Origin of the sequence: Rothia sp. HSID18069 (assembly GCF_003989155.1) — a bacterium.
Taxonomy (GTDB): Bacteria; Actinomycetota; Actinomycetes; order Actinomycetales; family Micrococcaceae; genus Rothia; species Rothia aeria.
Map to the genome: position 1 here is coordinate 239,583 of NZ_RBMG01000001.1, position 23,404 is coordinate 262,986.

General features: G+C 57.9%; 22 protein-coding genes. 18 read left to right on the forward strand and 4 right to left on the reverse strand.

The genetic code is table 11. The annotated features are described in order from the left end of the window. Positions 1 to 3 precede the first annotated feature (3 nt). The 6 genes from alr to D8M41_RS01135 all read left to right on the forward strand — a co-directional run bounded on the left by alr (position 4) and on the right by D8M41_RS01135 (position 6,356). A complete protein-coding gene (gene alr / locus D8M41_RS01110; RefSeq protein WP_126926249.1) occupies positions 4 to 1,320 on the forward strand; it encodes an alanine racemase in 1,317 nt (438 codons plus the stop codon). Next, positions 1,320 to 1,913, forward strand: coding sequence for a tRNA (adenosine(37)-N6)-threonylcarbamoyltransferase complex ATPase subunit type 1 TsaE (tsaE, locus tag D8M41_RS01115; RefSeq protein WP_126926250.1), 594 nt, complete (start codon positions 1,320 to 1,322; stop codon positions 1,911 to 1,913). Before alr ends, tsaE begins: the two co-directional genes overlap by 1 nt. 89 nt (positions 1,914 to 2,002) lie before the next feature. Continuing rightward, entirely contained in the window at positions 2,003 to 2,860 is an 858-nt protein-coding gene (gene tsaB, locus D8M41_RS01120) for a tRNA (adenosine(37)-N6)-threonylcarbamoyltransferase complex dimerization subunit type 1 TsaB (protein WP_126926251.1), read from the forward strand. A gap of 2 nt (positions 2,861 to 2,862) precedes the next feature. Further along, entirely contained in the window at positions 2,863 to 3,456 is a 594-nt protein-coding gene (gene rimI / locus D8M41_RS01125) for a ribosomal protein S18-alanine N-acetyltransferase (protein ID WP_126926252.1), read from the forward strand. Further along, complete coding sequence (gene tsaD / locus D8M41_RS01130) at positions 3,453 to 4,553, forward strand: tRNA (adenosine(37)-N6)-threonylcarbamoyltransferase complex transferase subunit TsaD (protein WP_126926253.1); 1,101 nt, start codon at positions 3,453 to 3,455, stop codon at positions 4,551 to 4,553. Before rimI ends, tsaD begins: the two co-directional genes overlap by 4 nt. 234 nt (positions 4,554 to 4,787) lie before the next feature. Then, entirely contained in the window at positions 4,788 to 6,356 is a 1,569-nt protein-coding gene (locus D8M41_RS01135; RefSeq protein WP_126926254.1) for a cutinase family protein, read from the forward strand. A gap of 128 nt (positions 6,357 to 6,484) precedes the next feature. Here the strand turns inward: D8M41_RS01135 and D8M41_RS01140 are convergent, their stop codons facing one another. Then, a complete protein-coding gene (locus tag D8M41_RS01140) occupies positions 6,485 to 7,633 on the reverse strand; it encodes a glutamate--cysteine ligase (protein ID WP_126926255.1) in 1,149 nt (382 codons plus the stop codon). 301 nt (positions 7,634 to 7,934) lie between these two features. Then, positions 7,935 to 9,323, reverse strand: coding sequence for a class I SAM-dependent methyltransferase (locus D8M41_RS01145; RefSeq protein WP_236588855.1), 1,389 nt, complete (start codon positions 9,321 to 9,323; stop codon positions 7,935 to 7,937). Positions 9,324 to 9,572: 249 nt separating this feature from the next. Between D8M41_RS01145 and groES the strand changes: the two genes are divergently transcribed. The 10 genes from groES to guaA all read left to right on the forward strand — a co-directional run bounded on the left by groES (position 9,573) and on the right by guaA (position 20,370). After that, entirely contained in the window at positions 9,573 to 9,860 is a 288-nt protein-coding gene (gene groES / locus D8M41_RS01150) for a co-chaperone GroES (protein ID WP_006888719.1), read from the forward strand. A 119-nt stretch (positions 9,861 to 9,979) separates the two neighbouring features. After that, entirely contained in the window at positions 9,980 to 11,569 is a 1,590-nt protein-coding gene (gene groL, locus D8M41_RS01155) for a chaperonin GroEL (RefSeq protein WP_126926257.1), read from the forward strand. A gap of 269 nt (positions 11,570 to 11,838) precedes the next feature. Then, positions 11,839 to 13,356: an IMP dehydrogenase gene (gene guaB, locus D8M41_RS01160; RefSeq protein ID WP_004005227.1), complete on the forward strand. Its 1,518-nt coding sequence runs from the start codon at positions 11,839 to 11,841 to the stop codon at positions 13,354 to 13,356. Positions 13,357 to 13,556: 200 nt separating this feature from the next. Further along, the gene (locus D8M41_RS01165; protein WP_004005226.1) at positions 13,557 to 14,687 is read left to right on the forward strand and encodes a GuaB3 family IMP dehydrogenase-related protein; all 1,131 of its coding nucleotides are present in this window, start codon (positions 13,557 to 13,559) and stop codon (positions 14,685 to 14,687) included. A 249-nt stretch (positions 14,688 to 14,936) separates the two neighbouring features. Beyond that, positions 14,937 to 15,362 (forward strand): hypothetical protein, encoded by a 426-nt coding sequence (locus D8M41_RS01170; RefSeq protein WP_004005225.1) that lies wholly within the window; start codon positions 14,937 to 14,939, stop codon positions 15,360 to 15,362. A 154-nt stretch (positions 15,363 to 15,516) separates the two neighbouring features. Beyond that, the gene (locus tag D8M41_RS01175; protein WP_004005224.1) at positions 15,517 to 16,182 is read left to right on the forward strand and encodes an SMI1/KNR4 family protein; all 666 of its coding nucleotides are present in this window, start codon (positions 15,517 to 15,519) and stop codon (positions 16,180 to 16,182) included. A 271-nt stretch (positions 16,183 to 16,453) separates the two neighbouring features. Beyond that, positions 16,454 to 16,813, forward strand: coding sequence for a DUF5655 domain-containing protein (locus tag D8M41_RS01180; RefSeq protein WP_037231117.1), 360 nt, complete (start codon positions 16,454 to 16,456; stop codon positions 16,811 to 16,813). Between the two features lie 185 nt (positions 16,814 to 16,998). Continuing rightward, positions 16,999 to 18,018 carry an SURF1 family protein gene (locus tag D8M41_RS01185; protein ID WP_037231114.1) on the forward strand — a complete coding sequence of 340 codons (1,020 nt, stop codon included), beginning with the start codon at positions 16,999 to 17,001 and terminating at the stop codon, positions 18,016 to 18,018. A gap of 38 nt (positions 18,019 to 18,056) precedes the next feature. Continuing rightward, a complete protein-coding gene (locus D8M41_RS01190; RefSeq protein ID WP_004005221.1) occupies positions 18,057 to 18,641 on the forward strand; it encodes a DUF3817 domain-containing protein in 585 nt (194 codons plus the stop codon). Between the two features lie 136 nt (positions 18,642 to 18,777). Further along, on the forward strand, positions 18,778 to 20,370 hold the full coding sequence (guaA, locus tag D8M41_RS01195) for a glutamine-hydrolyzing GMP synthase (RefSeq protein WP_037234638.1): 1,593 nt from the start codon (positions 18,778 to 18,780) through the stop codon (positions 20,368 to 20,370). Between the two features lie 472 nt (positions 20,371 to 20,842). Here guaA and D8M41_RS01200 read toward each other — a convergent pair whose 3' ends face one another. Continuing rightward, positions 20,843 to 21,556: a uracil phosphoribosyltransferase gene (locus tag D8M41_RS01200; protein WP_126926258.1), complete on the reverse strand. Its 714-nt coding sequence runs from the start codon at positions 21,554 to 21,556 to the stop codon at positions 20,843 to 20,845. 10 nt (positions 21,557 to 21,566) lie between these two features. Beyond that, complete coding sequence (locus D8M41_RS01205) at positions 21,567 to 22,241, reverse strand: hypothetical protein (RefSeq protein WP_126926259.1); 675 nt, start codon at positions 22,239 to 22,241, stop codon at positions 21,567 to 21,569. Positions 22,242 to 22,578: 337 nt separating this feature from the next. Between D8M41_RS01205 and D8M41_RS01210 the strand changes: the two genes are divergently transcribed. Together D8M41_RS01210 and D8M41_RS01215 are read left to right on the forward strand one after the other, a co-directional pair. Then, complete coding sequence (locus tag D8M41_RS01210) at positions 22,579 to 23,010, forward strand: MarR family winged helix-turn-helix transcriptional regulator (protein ID WP_126926260.1); 432 nt, start codon at positions 22,579 to 22,581, stop codon at positions 23,008 to 23,010. A gap of 35 nt (positions 23,011 to 23,045) precedes the next feature. Then, positions 23,046 to 23,399 (forward strand): DUF4267 domain-containing protein, encoded by a 354-nt coding sequence (locus tag D8M41_RS01215; RefSeq protein ID WP_126926261.1) that lies wholly within the window; start codon positions 23,046 to 23,048, stop codon positions 23,397 to 23,399. The last annotated feature ends 5 nt before the right edge of the window (positions 23,400 to 23,404 follow it).

The following is a 23,404-nucleotide window of genomic DNA, read 5'->3' on the forward strand; positions in this document are numbered from 1 at the left end:
AGAATGAACACCCCCGAAAGCGCCATTCCCGGAACCCCCATCGCCAACGTCCAGCTGCAACCCGGCGAAGCCGAACGAGCCGCCATTATCGATCTGAGTGCTGTTGAACATAACGTGCGCACCCTCAAACACCGTATTGGTGAGCGGCAGCTCATCGCCGTCGTCAAAGCCGACGCCTACGGGCACGGCGCCTACCCGGTTGCCCGTTCCGTTCTTGAAGCGGGCGCCGACATGCTCGCGGTGGTGCACGTCTCCGAAGCTCTTGAACTGCGTTCCGAAGGTATAGAGGCACCCATTATTGCGTGGCTCCACACACCCCGCACCGACTTTGAGGAAGCCATCGAAGCAGACGTTCGCCTGGGTGTATCCGGCTGGGACTTGGAAGCAATCGCCATTGCCGCAGCCAAACTGCGCATGCGTGCCATAGTACACCTAAAGGCCGATACCGGGCTGGGCCGTAACGGCTCCACCGACACCGAATGGCCCGCCCTTATCTCCCGCGCCGCCGAGCTTGAAGCCGCCGGGCTGATCCGAGTGGAGGGCATTTTTACGCACTTCGCCGTGGCCGATGAACCCGAACGCGCCGAGACCGCGCAGCAAACCGAGAAGTTTAATAAATTCGTAGCCGCCGCCCGCGCCGCCGGGCTCACCCCCGACCTCATCCACTTGGCGAACAGCCCCGCCACCCTCACCGGAGCATCCGAAGAGTACAACACCCCCGAGGCTGTGCTCGGTAATGCTGTCCGCTGCGGGCTGGCTATCTACGGGCTTTCACCGTTGGCGGGGGTGAGCGCTCAGCAGCTGGGGCTGCGCCCCGTCATGACCCTCACCGGGTATGTGAGCGCCGTCAAGGAGGTACCCGCCGGGCAGGGCGTCTCGTACGGGCTGCGGTACACCACCGACAAGCCCACCACCCTCGCGCTCATCCCGCTCGGCTACGCCGACGGTGTGCCGCGCATTGCCGCGAACGCCCCGGTGCGTATTTACCCGCGGGACGCCGAAGCGAAAACCTACCGTGTGGTTGGCCGCATCGCCATGGACCAGCTGGTGGTAGACCTTGGCGAGCCGGGGCTTTCCAACCCGGAACTTGGCTACCTGGGTGCGCGGGCGGTCCTGTTCGGTGCCGGCCCCAACCCGCCCGTAGAGGAGTGGGCTGAGGCCTCCGAGACCATTAACTATGAGGTTGTTACCCGCATCTCTTCACGCGTGATCCGTATCTATAGCGGCGGCACCTGGATCGAACGCGAAATTGATGTGCTGCACTCCTTGGACGAAGCGCTCAAAGACATAGACACCAGTGTCCCCGAAGGCGCACAGTAATGCACGCCGCAGAGGCTATAGACCTTGAGGTGACAGACCCGGCGCACACGCGCCGACTCGCCCACGCCCTCGCCCGGATGCTACACGCCGGGGACGTGCTGCTGCTCTCAGGCGAGCTGGGGGCTGGGAAAACCACATTTACCCGCTCATTAGGGGAGGGACTTGGCGTGCGTGAAGGGGTTATTTCGCCCACATTTGTACTCTCACGCGTGCACCCTAACCTGCCGGACGGTCCCAGAGCTGGCGGGCCTGACCTGGTGCATGTGGACGCCTACCGGCTCTCAAGCGCCGAAGAACTTGACGACCTCGACCTGGAGTTTTCCCTAGACACCTCGGTGACCGTTATCGAATGGGGGCGCGGCAAGGCCGAGCACCTGAGCGATTCACGCCTGGAACTGGACTTCACCCGGCTGCACGGCGCCCACACGGCCCTGGAATACGCCGCCGGGGAGCAGGGCGAATTCGACTGGGACGCGCAAGATGACGCAGACACAGACACCCCGGAGGCCCGCCTGCTGCGGGTGCGCGCCATCGGGCCTCGCTGGGAGGGGCACGCTGCACATGAACTGTACCGCGCCCTGCAGCAGGCGTAACGTTCACACCACAGCCAGGGGATCGGGTGCACAAAGAACGGCAGTGCACGCTCTGCTGACTGGGGCGGCGGGCGCGTTAGAATTGATGGGTGCTAGTACTTGCCCTTGATTCATCAGCTACCGCATCCGTAGCGCTTGCCCGCATCGACAGTGACGCACCGGGTGCGAGCGCAGAGATTCTCGCCAGCTACGAGAGCGAAGACACCCGCTCCCACGCCGAGGTGATGGCCCCCTACGCTGCACAGGTTTTAGCCGATACGGGGCTGGACGGCGCTGCTGTGGATGCGGTGCTCACCGGCACCGGCCCGGGCCCGTTCACCGGGTTGCGCGCCGGTATTATGACCGCCCGCACTCTCGGGTTTGCTTGGGATAAACCCGTGTATGGGCTTATGAGCCTGACTGCCATAGTAGAACGAGCGTTCGCTGACGGTGCTTTCCGTGACTCCCTGACGGCGGCTAATAGCGGTATGAACCGGGCGGTGGTTGAGACGCTAGTTGCCTCGGATGCCCGCCGCCGTGAAATCTACTGTGCGCTTTTTGCCGTCACCGAGAATGGCTATTCGCTTGCCGCAGGCCTGTCGGTTGGGCCCGCCCACCAGACCCATGTACCCGCATACGATCCGTCAGACCCCGCCGCACCCGCCCTGGGGTACGGGGCTGGGCTGTACACCGAGGCACTGACCGCCTCTGGCTGGGATGTGCTCAAAGACTACGCCCAGCTGCACCCCACCGCAGCGGACTTGGTGAAGGCTGCGGCGCGGTGCGGAATGAAAAACCTCAGCCGCGATACGCAGGCGCTGTACCTGCGTGAATCGGATGCGAAAGTACCGGCTGCCATGCTTGCCCGCACCGCCAGCGCCCAGCCCCCGCATGGGCAGCAGAATACAGGCGAGCCACAGAAAACACGCGGGCAGCAGCCCGCCCCAGCGTCACCCGCCCGGGAGTAGTAATGCCGCCGACCTCAGACCACCCGGAACCGCAGCTGCCCATCCGCCTGGGGGAAGACACCACCCTGCGGGCCGCACAGCTGCAGGACGTGCCCGACCTGCACACCCTTGAAACCCGGCTTTTCCCGGCAGATGCCTGGACTCTTGACATGTTCCTGGCCGAAGTAGGGCACCCCACCCGCAGCTACTATGTGCTCGAGCACGACACCGGCTCTGGCCCCAGCATTATCGGCTACTGTGGGGTGATGGTCGTGGGCGATACCGCCGATGTGCAGACCATCGCCGTGCTGCCCGAGCATGAAGGGAACGGGTACGGCCGCGCCATGTTAGAGACCATGCACACCCGCTCCCGCCAGCAGGGGGCCGAACGCATCCTGCTGGAGGTGCGCGCCGACAACCCGCGCGCCCAACGCCTCTACCGGCGTAACGGGTACACGCGTATTCACGTGCGGCCCCGCTACTACGACGACGGCACTGACGCGCTCATTATGCTCAAAGAACTCACAGCACCCACCGCGCCGGTGGCGACCGTACACCCACCCGCCACCGGTGAACACCCCACAGCACCGCACACTGCAAAGGACAGCACCCCATGACAGCTACTGAACCACTCGTTCTGGGCATCGAATCCTCCTGCGACGAGACCGGCATCGGTATTGTTCGCGGCTCGAAACTTCTGACCAACACCATCTCCTCCTCCATGGAAGAGCACGTGCGGTTCGGTGGTGTTATCCCAGAAATCGCCTCCCGTGCGCATCTGGAGGCCATGCTCCCGGCCTTGGAGAAGGCCCTGACTGAGGCGGGGGTGAGCCTTGGTGATATTGATGCGATCGCCGTGACCGCTGGCCCGGGGCTGGCTGGGGCGCTCATGGTGGGTGTGTCGGCGGCGAAAGCGCTCGCGGTGGCCACCGGCAAACCGTTGTATGGGATTAACCACCTGGTGGCGCATGTTGGGGTGGGGCTTCTGGACGATAACGGCACCAGTGACGGGGCACACCTGCTGCAGAACGCGGAAGCTGGCGGGCTGGGGGCGTTGCTGGTCTCGGGCGGGCACACCGAGATTTTGCAGGTGCGTGACATTACATCGGATGCGCGCCTGCTGGGGGCTACCCTGGATGATGCTGCGGGGGAGGCATACGATAAGGTTGCGCGCCTGCTGGGGCTTGACTACCCGGGCGGCCCCGCTATTGATCGTGCTGCGAAGGATGGTGACCGCACGGCGTTCACTTTCCCGCGGGGGCTCTCGGCGCGTAAATTCATGGGAAGTGCCGAAGAGCCGGGTCAGCACCGCTACGATTTTTCGTTTTCGGGCCTGAAAACGGCGGTTGCGCGCGTAGTTGAGGGGCTTGCCGCGCGCGGCGAGACGGTTCCGGTGGCTGATATTGCGGCGTCTTTCCAAGAGGCTGTGGTGGATGTTATTACGAAAAAAGCGACGCTTGCCTGCACCGAGCAGGGGATGGATACTCTGCTGCTGGGCGGGGGCGTGGCGGCGAATTCGCGGCTGCGGCAGCTGCTGGCGGCACGGTGCGCTTCTGCGGGGGTGCGCCTGATTATCCCCAAGTTCACCCTGTGCACAGATAACGGGGCGATGGTCGCGGCCCTTGGGGCGCAGCTGGTGGCAGCCGGGCGTGAGCCTTCGGGGGTCGGGTTCACTGCGGATTCATCGCTTCCGGTGACGACAGTCTGCCTGTAAACCCGTGTTCTGCTGCCTGTTGCCAGCACGGGCACGTGTGCGGGTGGTGTGGGTACCACATGCCGCTAGTTGAAAAAACCTTCAAGTGAAATATTCATCTTAACCCACAACGGTTATAAAAGCCCATGTCAGTGCCTTTAAGGTTACAATTCTTCTTAAACGCTCATTAATGATAAATCTAAGGTTTATATTGTATTTTCCTGCGCGTTTGGCGTGTTTAAGGAGTGTAACCACATGAAAATGATGAGGAAGCTAGGCACCGCCCTCTCAGCAGTGAGTATCGTGGCGGCCTCGTGTATCACCACAGCTCCCGCCGTGGCGGATGATGAAAACCAGCAGGCCCCCTGCCAAGATGTTGAGGTTGTTTTTGCGCGCGGCTCCGGGCAGCCTCTCCTAGCGGATGTGGAGTCCGAGGCGGTCGGTGAACAGAAAACGGACAAGGCGAAACATGTCAAAGAGGTGAAACGTGTCAAAGAACTTGCCGCATCCAATGCGCAGACACTGGGTCTGACCCAAAACTTCTACGAACTGGGCACACGCCATATTAATGGTGCCAGCTACCCGGCCCACCCGATTCAAGGATTCACCTCCCTGCTGAACGCGGGGGATAAGGCCGAGGGTAGCCGGTACTTCTCTTACGAGCAGAGCGTGAACGAGGGCGTGCGTGAAGGGGTGGGGTACCTGCAGCAGCGTATGAGCCAGTGCCCCAACAGCCAGTACGTTCTGGGCGGCTACTCCCAGGGTGCGCAGGTGATGGGGGATGTGTATGGGCAGCTCACAGATGAACAACGCAGCAAGGTAGCTTTTAATGCGTTCTTTGGTGACCCCAAAATGAACCTTCCCGAAGGGCGGTCTGTGGCGGGAGAACACCCCGTCTTTGACGGGCGGGGAATTTCGCCGTGGCGGAGGCAGAGCCCCGCACCCGCAACCGCGCAAGGATCCTTAGGGGCGCGCACCCCCTACCTGCCCGCAGGGGAGCAGAACACCGGCTCGTGGTGCTTGGCCAACGACTACGTGTGCGGCTCTACGAAGGTGCTCATGGGGTTCAGCCGTGAAAACGGGCACATGCTGTACGCACAGGCAAACGGGCCGATTGATGAGGCCCTGCGGGAAGCCTTCTCACGTGTGGGCCAGCGGCGGGGTGTGGAAGATGCCGCCGCTCGGCTGACCCCCGCCGGTAGCGGACCGGTTGTGAATCTGCCAGCGGATGAGTACTACGCCCCCGTGGGGCACACGGTACGCCTTGACGCGGGAGCATCCTACTCGGCGGGCTCAAAAATTGTGCGCTGGGACTGGGATATTGACGGCGATGGCGTGTACGAGACACACGACGGCGCGGCCGTAATGGAGCACTCCTACTCGGCGCAGGGTGACTACACCGTGAAGGTGCGCGCCACCGACAGCAAGGGTGCGGTGACCGAACGGCAAGTGACGGTGCACGCGGGCACCACCACCGGCATCCCGACATTGCCGGAGGCTGCGGACACAGTGAGCGGGGAACGCAACGGCACCGAGGCGACCCTGCGCTGGAGTGCTGCGAAAGCACCCGAACTTGGCTGGCAGATCACCGTAAACGGGTTCCCCGTTGGGGTGTACACTTCCAATACCGCTGAGGCTGTTGTGACGGGGCTGGATGCCTCCCGCGATGTACAGATCGGGGTGGCTCCCGTCTCGGCGCAGGGCATAGCGGGTGAGGTGAAAACCTTCACGTTTAAGGCTCAGGGCGGCAGCACTCCCGGCGGGTCTGCTCCTGGCGGCTCCTCCGTACCTGGTGGGTCTGTTTCCGCCGAGGCGGCAGCCTAGCCGCAGCCTCTTTTCGGCTCTCTCTGCGCGCGGCGGCTTCCCGCTGGCGTACCCTGCGGAGTACTCTGTGTATTCTCTCGGGTAATGCCTGAACCGGGGTGCACCGCGCGCAGTGTAAGGGAAACGGGCTACCGTAGCGGCGGCTGCTTTGCCTGCTCCGCAAGATCACGCATCACCTCACGGAACGACCCGGTCTGCGCCAAGACGCGCCGCTGCCTGTCGGCACCGGTACCCTCAGTGAGGATACGCCGCATCTGCTCCAGCTCGGGCAGGCACTCCAAATCCTCAGCGACCGGCCGCAGCATATCCAAAAGATCCTTCAGCTCATCCCGCAGCGGGCGAATTCGCGGCTCGTTAGAAACCACCACCTGCGCATCCAGCCCGTACCGGGCTGCACGCCACTTATTCTCCTGGGCATGCCACGGGTCCAACACCTGCACCCGCTCACCCGCATCAAACCGGCGTGAAAAATGCTCCACCAAACACTGGGTGAGCGCCACAATACCGGCCACATCCGGCAAAGACGCCAAACCGTCGCAGTAGCGCATCTCGACTGTGCCGTAGTGCGGTACAGGCCGCACATCCCACCGGTCCTCGCTCACATCCTCAATAGCGCCGGTCGCCACCTGCGAATCAAGATACGCCGAGTACTGCTCCCACGTCTGAAAAGAAAACGGCAGCCCGTTCGAGGGCAGCTGCTGGTACAGCATGGTGCGGTGCGAAGCGTACCCGGTGTCAATACCCTCCCAGAACGGCGACGACACCGAAGGCGCCAGCAGGTGCGGGCAGTAGTTAGTGAGCGCATCCACCACCGACAGGGCCTTCTGCGGCGAATCAACACCCACATGCACATGCACCCCAAAAATGATCATGTGCCGGCCCCAGTACTGGGCACGGTTCACCACCCGCTGGTAGCGGTCCTTATTAACCACCGTCTGCTGCGCCCACCGGGAATACGGGTGAGTTCCCGCGCAGAAAAAGTCCAGGCCCAGCTCATCACAGATAGGCCGCAGCGCATCGACGGCCTCAGCAAGCTGACGGCATGACTCGGCGACGGTGGTGCACACCCCGGTAATAACCTCCAGGGTATTATTCAAAAATTCGCCGGTCACATGCACCGACTCGGTCGAAGGAACCAGCAGATGCGGGTGCCGCTCACCCAGGCGTGCCAGCACCTGCTCGGCACGCGGGGCGAGCTCGCCATCTGTTTTATTGGTCAGCGCGAGCTCCCACTCCACGCCGATTGTGGACTGGGGCGAGTGGGCAAAAGCTACCATTTCTCTCCTGACGGTGACAACTGCAATTATTTTACGCGGTGCAGCTCACTTTCACCGCCATTTGGGTAATGTATGACTAAAAACAACAGCACCGCTGGGCACAGCGTCACAGTGCGTAACACGGGCGCGGGTGCTCTTTCGGTACCGCAAGACCCGCGTCTCAGATGACGGATGCACCCAAGCGGCAGCCCCGCACAGGACCCTATACAGGGTGAAACCGGCACCGGCTCAGCCTACTGCACGCACCACCTGCACCTTATACGGGCCAGCAAACCAGCCCGCTCCGGTGAGACCACCTGGTTCACTCCGCCGCACCCTGCGGCCGCACCCACCAGCCCACATGCTCCGTCCGCGCAGCATCCTCACCAGAGCCGCCAACCCGGGTAAAAACCAGGGTCGCAGGCTTATACTCGCCCTTCTTCTTTTTCACCCCCGCCAGCAGGGCCGCCCGCAGCTTCTCAGGCACAATATCCACCCCGCGTTTTTTGATGGTCACGGCGTTAATACCGTGCTCACGCACCCAGCGTTTTAGCTGCTTCTGACCTACCGGAACCCGCTCAAGCACCTCATAGCAGGCGGCGAACTCCGCGTATGAGGCTGGCAGCGGGTGCTCGGCAGAAAGATAAGCGATACGCGGGTCAATACGATGCGCACCCACCGCACACGCAAGATCATGCACCAGCTGCGCCCGAATCACAGCCCCGGAAGGCTCATACAGGTACCCGCCCGCCACCGGCAGCCCAGCACCATCATCAGGTGCCGCCAACGGTGCGGCCGCACCAAGAGGCTCAGCGGAGGTCATCTCGCCCAGCACCTCGCCCGCATCCCCCACAATTGTTGCCGCCCGCGCCACCGACTCACGCGCCGCCGCATTAAACCAGAGCACCAGCTCAACCACAGACCCGGCGTGCTGCACCCACTGCGCCTCAACACGCGGCTGCGGGTTCGCCGCACCAGCAATATCCTCCAGGGAGGGGATCGCCTCATGCGCGGTACCTGGCCCAAGTTTAACCCCCATCGGTACGCCCAGCCGCGCCAGCGACAGCACAAACGAAAACGGTGGAGAGAACGCCTCAGGATCAAAAATACGTTCGGTGCGGGTCTTTTTCGCACCCTCCAACTCGCGGCGTGCCGGGTCGCACCAGATACCCTGCACCGGCTCCCCAGCGGCTGTACACAGTGCTCCGTGTTCATAGTCCGTCACATCACCCACCAGCACACGCGACTGCCCGTATGAGGCCAGGTTATGGGCCGCAAATGAGGCGGTGACGGGGTCACGCTCAACCGAGACAGTCGCCAAACCGGCGGACGCGAACGCCACCGAATCCGCGCCAATACCGCACCCCAGATCGGCCACCGAACCCACCTGTGCTTTCAGAAAACGCTGCGCATGGTACCGGGCAACAGGGGAGCGGGTGGACTGCTCAAAGCCCTCCTCCGTCAGCAGCAGACGGCGGGCGCGCTCGCCGAATTTGGCCTCGGCACGGGTGCGGGTTTTCACCAGGGTCAGGATGGCTGCCGACTCCTCAGGCGTAAAACCTTGTGCACGTAAGGCAGCGGCATCAGTGAGGGAACGGGAAGGATCATAGGGGTACAGCTCATCAGCTGCCTGTAGCGACTGCGGGGTGAAAGGAGGCGCGGGTGGGTTCGTGAAACCCAGCGGCGCGCCGGATGCGGTGAAATTTGCCATATCTTCAAGTGTAGTGTGCCTGTACGCCGCAGGGGCATACCCGGTGTGATGCAGAACGTGGGGTGGTGGCCGTATCGGTCTGTGCGCATTCCCCCTTGCGCGAAATGCCGCCGAACGCGGCGGGTCTTTCTTGACCGGTGCGCGGCGGGATTCTAAAGTTGAACTAGTGCTCTGGCGGGCGCAGAAAAAACGCGCTATCACGCCAGCGAAAACACCTTAAGAATGTAATGCATAAGGAGAAAACCTCTCATGGCAATTAAGCCCCTCGAAGACCGAGTTGTTGTCAAACTAGAGCAGGCTGAGCAGACCACCGCATCCGGTCTGGTTATTCCCGAAACCGCCAAGGAAAAGCCTCAGGAGGCTCGCGTGGTGGCTGTAGGCCCCGGCCGCATCGACGATAAGGGCAACCGTGTTCCCGTTGATATTGCTGAAGGCGACGTTGTGGTGTTCTCCCGCTACGGCGGTACCGAGGTGAAGTACCAGGGTGAAGAGTACCTGATCCTTTCCGCCCGTGACGTTCTGGCGATCGTCGACTAATTTCGTGAAGTAACCGGATGCGCCGCCACACCCTGGCGGCGCATCCGCGTAGCTGGGCCCGCACGGTACTTACCGGTGGGCGTACCAGAAGAACAGCCATATAAGGAGTAACGAAATTCATGGCTAAACAGCTTGAATTCAATGATGCCGCCCGCAAATCCCTGCAGGCCGGTGTTGATAAGCTTGCCGACACGGTGAAGGTTACCCTCGGCCCGCGCGGGCGTAACGTGGTGCTTGATAAGCAGTGGGGCGCACCGGTTATTACGAACGATGGCGTCTCCATCGCCCGTGAAGTCGAACTGGAAGACCCCTACGAGAACCTGGGTGCGCAGCTCGCTAAAGAGGTAGCCACCAAGACTAACGACGTTGCCGGTGACGGTACGACTACCGCAACCGTGCTGGCGCAGGCACTCGTGAATGAGGGGCTGCGCAACGTAACAAGCGGTGCGGCACCTGCGGAGGTGAAGCGTGGCATTGAGGCCGCCGTTGAGAAGGTCTCCGAGCGTCTGCTTCAGGATGCCCGCGAGGTACAGGGTCCGGAAGTTGCGCATGTTGCCGCTATTTCGGCTCAGTCCGACCAGATCGGCGAGCTTTTGGCATCTGCTTTTGAGAAGGTCGGTCAGGACGGCGTCATTACTATCGAGGACGGCTCCTCCACTGAGATTGAGCTTGACATTACCGAGGGTATGCAGTTCGACAAGGGCTACCTTTCGCCTTCGTTCGTGACCGATGCCGAGCGTGGCGAAGCGGTTCTTGAAGATAGCCTCATTCTGCTCTACCAGGGTAAGATCTCCACTGTTGCCGAGATTATGCCTCTGCTGGAGAAGGTCGTACAGGCGAAAAAACCGCTGACCATTATCGCCGAAGACGTTGATGGTGAAGCACTGTCCACCCTCGTGGTGAATAAGCTCCGCGGAACTCTCGACGTTGTGGCGCTTAAGGCTCCCGGGTTCGGCGATCGCCGCAAGGCTATTATGCAGGATCTCGCCATTCTGACCGGCAGCATCGTGATTACCCCCGAACTGGGTATCGACCTGGCTCAGGCAACTCTCGAAGAAACCGGTTCGGCGCGCCGCGTAACCGTCACCAAGAACACCACCACGATTGTGGACGGCGGTGGCAGCAAGGAAGCGGTTGAAGACCGTGTGCAGCAGTTGCGCCGAGAGATCGAGGCCGTCGATTCCGAGTGGGATCGCGAAAAGCTCAAGGAACGCCTGGCGAAGCTCGCCGGTGGCGTGGGCGTGATCAAGGTGGGTGCGGCAACCGAGGTTGAGGCTAAGGAACGTAAGCACCGCATCGAAGACGCTGTGTCTTCTACCCGCGCGGCTCTTGAAGAAGGCATCGTATCCGGTGGCGGTTCGGCACTGATCCACGCCAGCAAGGCGCTCGACGGTTTTGAACTCGATAGCCACGACGCAAACGTAGGTGTGCAGATTGTACGCCGCGCCCTGGTACAGCCGCTGCGCTGGATTGCCGAAAACGCTGGCGACGACGGCTATGTGGTGGCGGCAAAGGTCGCCGAACAGCCCGTTGGTCAAGGTTACAACGCCAAAACCGGTGAGTATGTTGATCTGTTCGAAGCGGGCGTAATTGACCCCGTGAAGGTCACCCGCTCTGCGCTGCAGAATGCATCATCTATCGCGGCTTTGGTACTTACGACCGAGACTCTGGTGGTTACCAAGCCCGAAGAAGAGGACGAAGACGAATAATTGATGGGTTGCCCGGTTCGAGGAGAGAAAATCTCGTTGAACCGGGCAACAACTATCTGTAGGGGCTTGATGCAGACTGGCCTGAAATAAACGCAAGCGCAGCCTTGAACCGGATACTGCGGCCTTGCAGGAAAGGCACACATCCGAACCGCTCCGTGTACCCCGAAGCAGACGTAAGCGTTTACCATAGAGATACGACGTTTTACACCCGGTGGCACCACTCGCTACACAACATCTATACATCCGGTACAGCATTTGAAAGGCTAAACATGACTGTCCCCACCGCCCTGACCGACGATCCCTTCGGTTTCACTGGTCTGACCTATGATGACGTGTTGCTTCTACCCGGCAACACCGATGTTATTCCCTCCGATGCCGATACCAGCACTCGACTCTCCAAGCGTATTACCCTGGGCACCCCCATTATCTCCGCTGCGATGGATACCGTGACTGATTCCCAGATGGCGATTTCGATGGCGCGCCTAGGCGGCATGGGCGTGATCCACCGCAACCTTTCGATCGAGGATCAGGCAGCGCATGTTGATCGCGTGAAACGCTCCGAATCGGGCATGATCATTAATCCCGTCACCATCGGTGCTGACGCAACTATCGGCGAATACGATAATCTGTGCGGCTATTACAAGGTTTCGGGTCTGCCGGTGGTCACCGAAGATGGCAAACTTGAAGGTATTATTACCAACCGCGATATTCGCTACCTCTCGCGCTCGGACTATGAAAACACCCTCGTGCGCGATGTTATGACCCCGATGCCGCTCATTACCGGTTCGCCGAACCTCACGAAGGATGAAGCCTTCGCCCTGCTCTCGAAGAACAAAATCGAGCGTTTGCCCCTCATTGACGAGGCCGGTAAACTTGCCGGGCTGATTACCCTTAAAGACTTTGTGAAGACCGAACAGTACCCGCGTGCCACCAAGGATGACGATGGTCGCCTGCGTGTTGGCGCTGCTATCGGTTTCTTCGGCGACGGCTACGAACGCGCTATGGCCCTGGTCGAAGCCGGGGTGGATGCGCTCTTCGTCGATACCGCCAACGGACATTCCCAAGGCGTGCTCGATATGATTTCCCGCCTGAAGAAAGATCCCGCAGCCGCACATGTCGATGTGATTGGTGGTCAGGCGGCAACCCGTGAAGGTGCTCAGGCCATTATTGATGCGGGCGCAGATGCCGTGAAAGTCGGCGTGGGTCCCGGATCAATTTGCACCACTCGTATTATCGCGGGTGTGGGCGTACCTCAGGTAACCGCGATTAACGAATCCGCGAAGGCAGCTATTCCCGCCGGTGTTCCGCTCATCGCCGACGGCGGCATGCAGCACTCCGGTGAGATCGGCAAGGCCCTGGTTGCTGGCGCCGATTCCGTGATGCTTGGCTCGCTTCTGGCGGGAACCGCCGAGGCCCCCGGCGATCTGATTTTCATGAACGGTAAGCAGTTCAAAGCCTACCGCGGCATGGGCTCGCTGGGCGCTATGCAGACCCGCGGTCGCCACAAGTCATACTCGAAAGACCGTTATTTCCAGGCAGATGTTTCCAGCGAAGAGAAGCTGATTCCCGAGGGAATTGAGGGGCAGGTTCCGTTCCGCGGACCGCTTTCTGCCGTGCTGCATCAGCTTGAGGGCGGTCTGCGCCAGACCATGTTCTACGTGGGTTCACGCACCATTGAGGAGCTTAAGACCAAGGGCAAGTTTGTGCGCATCACCCCGGCGGGTCTGAAAGAATCTCACCCGCATGATATTACGATGACTGTCGAGGCACCTAACTACCGCCGTTAACCATTGCTGACCGGCTCAATGGTGTGTATGGCTCGAACATTAGAGAATCTATTCCGTCGTACATTTGTGATATTTCTGAATAATCTGCGGCTGAACGGGCTATACGCCGAGTAGAGTAGATACTGCAGCAGGCGCGTAGTCTTGCGGGGCAGCCGTGCGCCAAGAAACACCGGTCAGAGACCTTCCGAAGGGAAACATACATGTCCGATATTCAGATTGGGCTCTCTAAGAGCGCCCGCCGCACCTATGCGCTTGACGATGTGGCGCTGGCACCGACGCGCCGCACCCGTGACCGTCGCGATGTCGATACGTCATGGCAGATTGACGCCTTCAAATTTGACACCCCAATTGTGGGCGCACCGATGGACTCTGTGATGTCTCCAGCGACCGCGATTGCGCTTGGAAAGCTCGGTGGTTTAGGCGTGCTCAACCTAGAAGGCTTGTGGACTCGCTATGAGGATCCGCAGCCGCTTCTTGACGAAATTACTGAGCTTCCCGAAGCTGATCCTGCCTCTGCTACCACGCGCATGCAGCAGATTTACGCTGAGCCGATTAAGCCCGAGCTGATTACCGCGCGCCTGGAAGAAATTCGTGATTCGGGTGTTATTGTGGCGGGCTCGCTTACCCCGCAGAACACCCAAGAACATTACGAAACGGTGGTGCAGGCCGGTGCCGATCTTTTCGTGATTCGCGGTGCTTCGGTCTCTGCGGAGCATATTTCGACCTCGCATGAACCGCTGAACCTCAAGAAATTCATTTACGAGCTGGATGTGCCTGTTATGGTCGGCGGCGTGGCAGGGTACACCCAGGCGAAGCACTTGATGCGCACCGGTGCCGCCGGTGTTCTGGTGGGGTTCGGCGGCGGTTCCGCGATGACCACCCGTAAGGGGCTGGGCATTTCTGCGCCGATGGCAACCGCTATTGCCGATGTTGCTGCGGCCCGTTCGGACTATCTGGACGAATCCGGTGGACGGTATGTTCATGTGATTGCCGACGGCGGGCTCAGCCGTTCCGGTGACCTGGTGAAGGCGCTGGCTCTGGGCGCGGATGCGGTGATGATCGGCGCGCCCCTGGCGCGCGCATCCGAGGCACCGGGGCAGGGCTGGTACTGGGGTAATGAGGCGCATTCGGTGGATTTCCCGCGCGGCGTGCGTACCCCGCTGGGTGTCGTTGGAACCCTCGAAGAAGTGCTGTATGGGCCTTCGCACCATGTGGATGGCACGAGCAATATTGTGGGTGCGCTCAAGCGTGCTATGGCAACCTGCGGTTATCTGGACTTGAAGAAGTTCCAGAAGGCAGAGATGACGCTTGTGCCTGAATATCGGGGATAATTGCGGTCAGTCTCGCGTTCCATTGAGCGCGCAGGAACCGAGCGAACATTCTCTTTGCTAAAACGTATTGCGCCCTCACCGGTGAAAATATCCGGTGGGGGCGCAGTGTGCTATTCCGAGTCAGGCGTGGAAGCTGGGTACATGACCATACACAGGGCACAAGCAAGCAGAATCTCGTAGCATGAATAGGGCGGGCAGATAGCATGCAGTGGTTTACGGTATTTCGCAGGTAAGGCGAGAGGAAAAATTGTGGGCGTTAATTACCTATATCCCGTTCTCAGTTCAGAGGATACCCTCATTGATGTCGAAGCTTTCTTACGTGAGGGTCAGCGAAAATGGCCCGGGTGTAAGACGGCGCAGTGGACCGCTGAGGAAGACCGTTTGACGGATGCTCGCCTTATTACTATCCCTGATGGGGCATCGACGATTATTAGTCATTTCACTGATGGTCGGCTCATATCTGTTGATGGGGCAGATTTTGAGGAGGCCGTAGAGATCGCCGCATGGGTGCGGTCTTTGAACCCAGACCCTGACGTGGTGCTATGGTTTACATCCAGTGCGTTCGATGGTCACACAGTCTTGACTCCAGGAATTACACCCCAGCAGGTGCTTGAACAATGGGTAGATCACCGTGAACACGACCCTTATGTGGAGTACCCTCAGTACTTCTCGTGAATGATGTAGTCCTAGTGAAAAGGGGGGGCGAGGCTGATATGGGCGCGGTAAACCTTGGGAGTATGGCGATACCGGCAAGCTAGTAGTGATTGGTTGCTGCGGCAGCAGAGCTGGTTCTTAGAACCGGATAGGAGATAGGAAGAGGCTAAGGCACATGACAGATAAAGCTGTTGGTGTACCCAGCGGGACAAATCGGGCTATGTCGGAATGGACGTGGCAGGACTACCTGAGCTGGGGACAGGAGATTAACCAGGAGCGGATGGAGGCCGACTGGAAGGGCCTGTGGGACTACGCACCGCCCAATGCAGGAGCCTCTGAAGAAACACTGGCACGTACTGAGGCTCAGCTGGGTTTTCGTTTGCCAAAGTCCTACCGTGACTTTCTCAAGGTAGCCGACGGCTGGCCCTGCTTCTACCAGGACATGACGATCTTCTCCACCAGTGACCTTCTTGGCGGCGAACTGCGTAGGCTGGGCGGGGTTCAGCTGGAGCTGGAGGAGTGCATTGAGGCTATGGCTTCAGACGGTGTTATCGCTGCTGACCATTTCATGGTTGCCGCCGCACAGGGGTCGATTGACATCGTTCTGATGGGGCGGCCCGGTACCCCAGCAGAGGGGACTGCCTCGTGGGTGCGCGGTGAAGTACTAGGACGCTACGACGATCTTCTGGACTATTACCTGTCTATGATGGAGTACAACAAGCTAGAAACCGCCGATCTCAGAAAGGACTTCGGCCCCAAGCCCGACGGCGTTCCCCACGCGGTCATCGGCCGCCTTGACAGCCTGCCCGTCCTTGAGGAAGCCCGCCGCGACGACCTGTAGCTAATGGCATGAGCGGCTCGCTCCATTCCAGCTCACCCTAGACCAACCCTCCGGAGACAGCCCGATGAAGGCTTCCAGATAGCCAGAGGAGAGCGCTAAGAGAGCCATGCTGCTGTGTTAGAAACAAGGGAAATGATGTGCTGTCGCTGTTAGAACAGTCGAGGTTCCCACTCAATTAATAAATGACAAGATGATTGATATGGCTAGGGGATTCCGATTCGCGTGAACCTGCGTGTCAACTCTCAGATGGTTACCCCAGAAAGGAACGACTATGCCGAGCAACAAGATGATCAGTGATTTCTCGGACAAGCCGAAGACTGATTCCTTTTATCAGGCGATCGATGAGTACGTCATGAGCCTGGGTAAAGTCAAGAGGGAGTTTCGCGCGCAGGTCAGCTACTCCGTTAACCGGAAGTTTCTCTGGATGTGGGCATACGAGAAAACCAAGGATGGTACGTTGTACTTCAACGTGACCCTAGATCGCCAAGAGGAGAACAAGAATATCCACAGGGTCACTCAGGTCAGCCCTAATCGATGGAACCATCACGTTGAGGTCAAGTCACTGCAGACGGCGAAGAGCCAATGGCTACGTACCTTGATCGACATGGGTTTCGAATTCTCCACCCAGTGATCATCGGGGAGATACAGACCACGGTCTGCTGGGGACATGTCCACGATGAATGCGATATATCATCTGTTCTTAAACGGCATGTGGTGAAATCTCGTCGAAAGTGTTGTCTGCCTACCAACGAGTTCTTCCTGTTATATTTTTCTTATCGTTAGGGGTGTACAACGCGGACGCGTTACCCTAGATACGTGTGGAAATTGGCGTTTACTCCCCGCTGGTTGGGCGGGCTTTTGCTGGCTCTCGTCTTCGTAACGGGGTTTGTTGCGCTCTCCAGCTGGCAGTTTAACGCCTCCACCTCACAGCAAGTACATTCTGATCCTGCGAAAGATCGAGTGCGACCCTACACCGAGATTCTGCAGGCGCATCAGCCCGTGACGAACTTGACGGTTGATACCGTAGTGCAGGCGAAGGGGGAGTACGTTCCAGGATCCTCCATGCTGGTAGCAGGCCGCCTGAATGAGGGGCAGCACGGATACTGGGTTCTGAGTGAATTCATTCCCGAAGGAACCGATAAAGCCGCCGCTTTGGGAAGCACCAAGCCCCGCGCCATCACGGTGGCACGAGCCTGGATAGCGGGAGAGGATGATCATGCGCCGAGCATACCCGCCGAACCGACAGGGACAGTTGAGGTTGCCGGTCGTGTAGTAAATGCCCAGGGCGCCGCCCCGTACACGCGCACGACCGAGAAGGTGCTAGAAAGCGCATCCCCGGCACAGCTGACAAACCTGTGGGATGCGCCCCTCTATGACGGCGTGCTCACGCTTTCTGCCGAAGTACCCGAGAACCAAAAAATACCCCTCACCGAACAGCACACAATCGCAGAAAATGCCACTATTATTGGACAGTCCGAGAATCTGCGCCCTATTCGCGCAGCCCAGGCGACCAATGATGCCAACATCAACTGGCTCAACATCTTCTATTCGCTCGAATGGCTGATTTTTGCGGCGTTCGCCCTCTACCTATGGGGACGCATGCTTAAGGATGCGGCGCATCGTGCCGCCGAACCCGCCGAATACACCCAGTATTTCGAGTACGAGGGCGAATACTTTGTGGACGAAGCCACCGGACGCCCCTACTATTGGGACCCCGCCGACGAACAATACTATTTCTTCGATGAAGTCCCCGAAGAAGCATCAGCGCGGGTGGAAGATACACCGCGTAACGCGCCGACGAGTGGTAATCCCCAAAAGCCCGCAGACAAAGACTAACGCAAGCTAAACTCATCAGCACACACGAGAGGCACAGTATGTCAGAGAATTCCGAGAAGAACACAAAAATTACCCCGGTAGAACGTACCGACGGGCGCAAAGTCACCCTATCGCAGAATGCCTCAAAAGCATCAGCAGACGGGGCAGAACACGCGCCCCAGGGCGGATTTACGGTGCGCAAAAAATTTGGCGGTACCGAAACGCAGATTCGTTCCGCACTCACCTTCTATAAATGGTGCGCCTGGATATCCGGTACCTTCCTGTTGCTGCTGGTGGTTGAGATGATCACTCATCACGGGATGGGTTATGACCTGGTGGCGGGTGCAAAAGACGCCGCAACCGGTTCCGATGTATCGTTCGGCGTCCTTAACCGCGAAACCGGCAACCTCACCGGCGGAGTAAACATCTCCACGTGGGTGCTCATTATTCACGGCTGGTTCTACATTATTTATCTGTTCTCCTGCATTCGTATTTGGCTGCTCATGCGCTGGGGTATCGCCCAGCTCATCGTCATGGCGCTTGGCGGCGTGGTGCCGTTCCTCTCATTCATCGTTGAGAAGCGCATCCACGCAGAAACCTTGGCGCAGCTTGAGGCAAACCCGCAGGCAACCAAACGATACTAGCCCCAGCATCGGCGAAAGCCCAACGGCAGTACCCCTGAATGGGTGCCACATAAAACTTTTGTCTCTCCCGTAGAATAGAAATACAAGACTTCGCGCGCTCGCGCGGAATTTCAAACCTGACACGTGAGGAAAATCCGTGACCGACTCTGTACACCCGGATCAGCTTGAAGAGCGTCCGGTTCTGGTGGTAGATTACGGTGCCCAGTATGCGCAGCTTATTGCTCGTCGCGTGCGTGAGGCGGGTATCTACTCTGAAATCGTTCCCCACTCCATGAGCACCGAAAAGATGCTCGCTAAAAACCCCGCCGCGATTGTGCTTTCGGGCGGGCCTTCATCGGTGTATGCCGATGGCGCCCCCCGCGGCGATAGGGCACTATTTGAGGCTGGCGTGCCGGTCTTCGGTATCTGCTACGGTTTTCAGGTGATGGCGCAAACCTTGGGCGGTACCGTGGCGCAGACCGGTTCCCGCGAATACGGCGCAACCGACGCAACTTTGTGTGCAGTTGATTCTTCGTTCCTCACCGGCACCCCGCAGACGCAGAACGTGTGGATGTCGCACGGCGATTCCGTGACCGAAGCCCCCGCCGGGTTTGAGGTTCTGGCACAGACCCCGGGTGCGTCCGTGGCGGCGTTCGTGGATGAGCACCGCAAGCTGGGCGGCGTGCAGTGGCACCCCGAGGTGAAGCACTCCGACTACGGACAGGTTGCGCTTGAGAACTTCCTGTACAACATTGCTGGGCTTAAACCCACCTGGTCAACCGCCAATATTATTGAGGAACAGGTTGCGAAGATTCGTGAGCAGGTTGGCGAAGACCGTGTGATTTGTGCGCTTTCTGGCGGCGTGGATTCTTCTGTTGCTGCGGCTCTCGTGCATAAGGCCGTGGGCGATCAGCTGACCTGCTTCTTCATCGACCACGGGCTGCTGCGCGCGGGCGAGCGTGAACAGGTTGAGCAGGATTACGCCGCGTCAATGGGTATCCGCGTGATTACCATTGACGAGTCAGAGCGTTTCCTCACCGCACTGGCTGGTGTGAGCGAACCCGAGCAGAAGCGTAAGATTATTGGCCGCGAGTTCATCCGCTCCTTCGAACAGGCCGAGCGCAAGCTCATTGAGGAAGCGGGCGAAGAGGGCGCGCAGATCAAGTTCCTGGTGCAGGGCACCCTGTACCCGGATGTGGTCGAATCCGGCGGTGGCGAGGGCGCAGCGAATATTAAATCGCACCACAATGTGGGCGGTCTGCCTGAGGACTTGGCGTTTGAGCTGGTCGAGCCGCTGCGTACCCTGTTTAAGGATGAGGTTCGCGCGATTGGTCGTCAGCTGGGTGTTCCCGAGAAGATCGTGGCACGCCAGCCGTTCCCCGGCCCCGGTCTGGGTATCCGTATTGTGGGTGAGGTGACCCGCGAGAACCTTGAGACCCTGCGCGCGGCGGATGCGATTGTGCGTGAAGAGCTGACCGCCGCCGGCCAGGACGAGCATATTTGGCAGTGCCCCGTGGTTCTTCTTTCCGGCGTGCGTTCTGTGGGCGTGCAGGGCGATGGCCGCACCTACGGGCATCCGATTGTGCTGCGCCCGGTTTCTTCAGAGGATGCGATGACTGCTGACTGGTCGCGCCTGCCCTATGATCTGCTGGCAAAAATCTCGAACCGGATTACGAACGAAGTCAAAGACGTAAACCGTGTGGTGCTGGATGTAACCTCCAAACCCCCAGGAACCATTGAGTGGGAGTAACACACTAGGGGAGTAGCCGCCTAGAGTTTCACCCAGTTTTGGATAGGTAAGCCGCCCGGTGTGTTCTGAGCTGTCAGGATGCGCTGGGCGGCTTTGTATTTCTCGTGAAGGCTTGTGGCATGACTTTGGAAGACTTCTTCAATTTCTTCTGCAACAGAGCACAGTTTCGGATATCTATTGATGGGAATGTAAAAGTCTGAAGCGTACTTGGTAACAGGTGTAGGCTTGGTTGCGAGAAAATCCTGCTGGTGTTCTCGATATTGTTCTGCTTGTGGTTTTGCCGGGGCTCAAACCTGCAAAGTGAATAAACCTTACAATAAGTGTTACCAGCATAATGAGAAAAGCAGTACCAATAACTGATAATATCGGCTTTCCCATCATGAGAAATGGGGATGGTGTTATAGATAAGAGTCACGCACTATTAGGGGCAGGAATCGTTGTTTTTACTGTCCTCTAGGGGTGCCTCTAATGATTAACCCTCAGTTTTTTCTGAAAGTTGGGTGGTCTTCTTAATACTATTCGTCATGATGATAATCGTTAAGATGCCCAAAATAACCTCGTAAAGGGCTACTATAACCCCCACTATTGTAAAAGAGCTCTCGGCAGATGAAGATGGATCAAGAATCCGCTCTAGCATAAACGGCACATAGGTAACCTCGGAGATCGGGGCAACAATAAGGCCGTAAATATTGGCGCCTCGTATCCACCGAAACTTGACTGATTTCCTAAACCGCATAAACGCGACAACCTGCAAGATAACGTGAACTATATGGGGCAGTGCAATAATGATTAAAATAGTTATGATAGTCAGGGAAATATTATCAATCTCATGAATCAAACCGAAAATAAATCCACCGACAAGAAAAACCAGTATGATAAGCGCAGGAATAATAATTAGAATATTCTTGATAGCCTGTGCGATGAGAAGAGGCTCGCGGGTGTTGGGGTCTATATCAAACTGTTGTGATATGCGTTTATGAGGCTCTTCCTTTCCCTCAGCGCCCTGAGACCCCCGGGATGCCTGGGGATCCAAGGACATCTTACCGTCGGCACCTTCTAAGCCATACAGCTGTGTATATTTTGGCTCTTGTTGGGAATTCTCCGGATTATTCGATGCACTTTGCTTTTCCACGGGAGGCTGCGGATCATTATTATCAACGGTTGAAAAATTCTTATCGGTGCTCATGGCGCTTACCCTAATCTTTCTTCTGCGACCTGACATTAACGTGTTGCCAAGGAATTTCTACTATCAGATCCTCATGATGCTTCTTCAAGGATTCTGATTCATCACCCAACTCGTACGCCTTTCCCGGAGAACCGTTTAGAGCATCGTCATATATTCGAGGTTTAGCGACAGTGACTCTCTTATCCTGAAAAGCATGAGGATATTTCCTTTTGATCACGGTTATCGTAACGATCATAAAAATGCTCATGATCGCTTCAAGCACGCAGGCACCTAGCATCCACCACAACGGTCGAACATCAGCATTTGGAACCGACGTCTCAATCACGAACCATGTATAAAAAGCGCCAAGAGGCGCAACAATTAGCAAGCTATAAACATTAGTTCCCCTAACCCAAACGAGCCGAGTTTCTTTCTCTGCCCGTGACCATGCCACAGCCTGCAAAATAAAATACAAACCAAAAGGCAAGAAAAGGATTAAGACTAAAGGATTAGAGAGCAATGGCAGTAATAGCACTACCAATATGAGCTCAAGAACAGTCCTTATAATCTGCACAGTTATAAGGCTAGGAGGAAACAAATTTTGCTTCTCAACCGAATCCGTTTCAGGTTCTTTCTCTATCTCATGAACATCTTGAGACTGGATTATTCCATGCTCAGGTTTTGGAAGGTTCTCATCAGTAGTCATGGCTTTACCCTAAGCTTATAGCCTGGGTATTCAGTGGAAGCTCCCTGAATATTCTCAAAAATAATGTTTTCAATTTTCCTAAAATCAAACAGGTTATTTATGTGAATAAAGCAGGGTTTCTAACGCTTTATAGGGTATCTATTAGTGGGGTACTCCCTAGATAACAGTAAATCGGGATCGCAGATTTTCTTCGGAGTGTAGGCTGCGTTCTCACCGCAAATGTCTGCTCCCGTTTTTATTTTCCCTCTATCCCGTTTCCCGCCAGCACCTGTCCTGAGTATTGACAACCAGTTGTCATATTTGTAAACTGGTTGTCACAATTGCTGCTGGAGGAAAAATGGATGCTTCATTACTGAGCGAACTCGTGGTGCAGATCTTCCGTATGAACGGGGCACTCACCACATGGGGAGACCGGTTCGCCGCCGAAAGCGGCCTCACAACAGCGCGCTGGCAGGTATTAGGCGCAATCTCAATGGCAAAAGAACCGAGTACATCACCTCAAATCGCCGAACGCATGGGAATAACCCGGCAGGGTGTGCAAAAGCAGCTCAACCTCCTGAGGGACGAGGGGCTGGTTATGCCCATCGAAAACCCCGCGCATAAACGTTCCCCACGGTATTCCTTGACCGACCACGGCGAGCGGAAACTAGCGGAAATCCGCAAACGCTGGCGCCAGCAGGTTGAACAGTGGAGCGGGGGGCATCAGCATGAATCTGTGAGTGCCGCTCTTAAAACCCTAGACGTTTTATCTCAGCAGCTTAAGGAATAAAACACATACGAAAAGATACCGGCGGAGGTTTAGATATGAATCCCGTTCTATTAACCGTAAACACTATTTCTGCACTCGTAACTATCGCCAGCGCATTTTTGGCGATATATCGTCCAGGGCTTATGGTTCACGCTTCTTCTGTTGATGCTAATGCTCGTTTCTATGTGTACATGTATGCTGTGCGCGCCATACCGGCCGGAATAGCCGTTCTTATTGCGCCCTTCTATTTTCGGGGCGGTGCCGTCGCTCTGCTTCTTGTGACTTTTGCGGTCATGCAGGTGGGTGACGCATTGATTGGCTGGACCCGCAAAGAATGGGGCATGGTACTTTTCCCTTCACTTAGCGCGGTGATTCATGCAGTTGTTGCCTGTGCAGTACCGGGCGTATAGAGGCC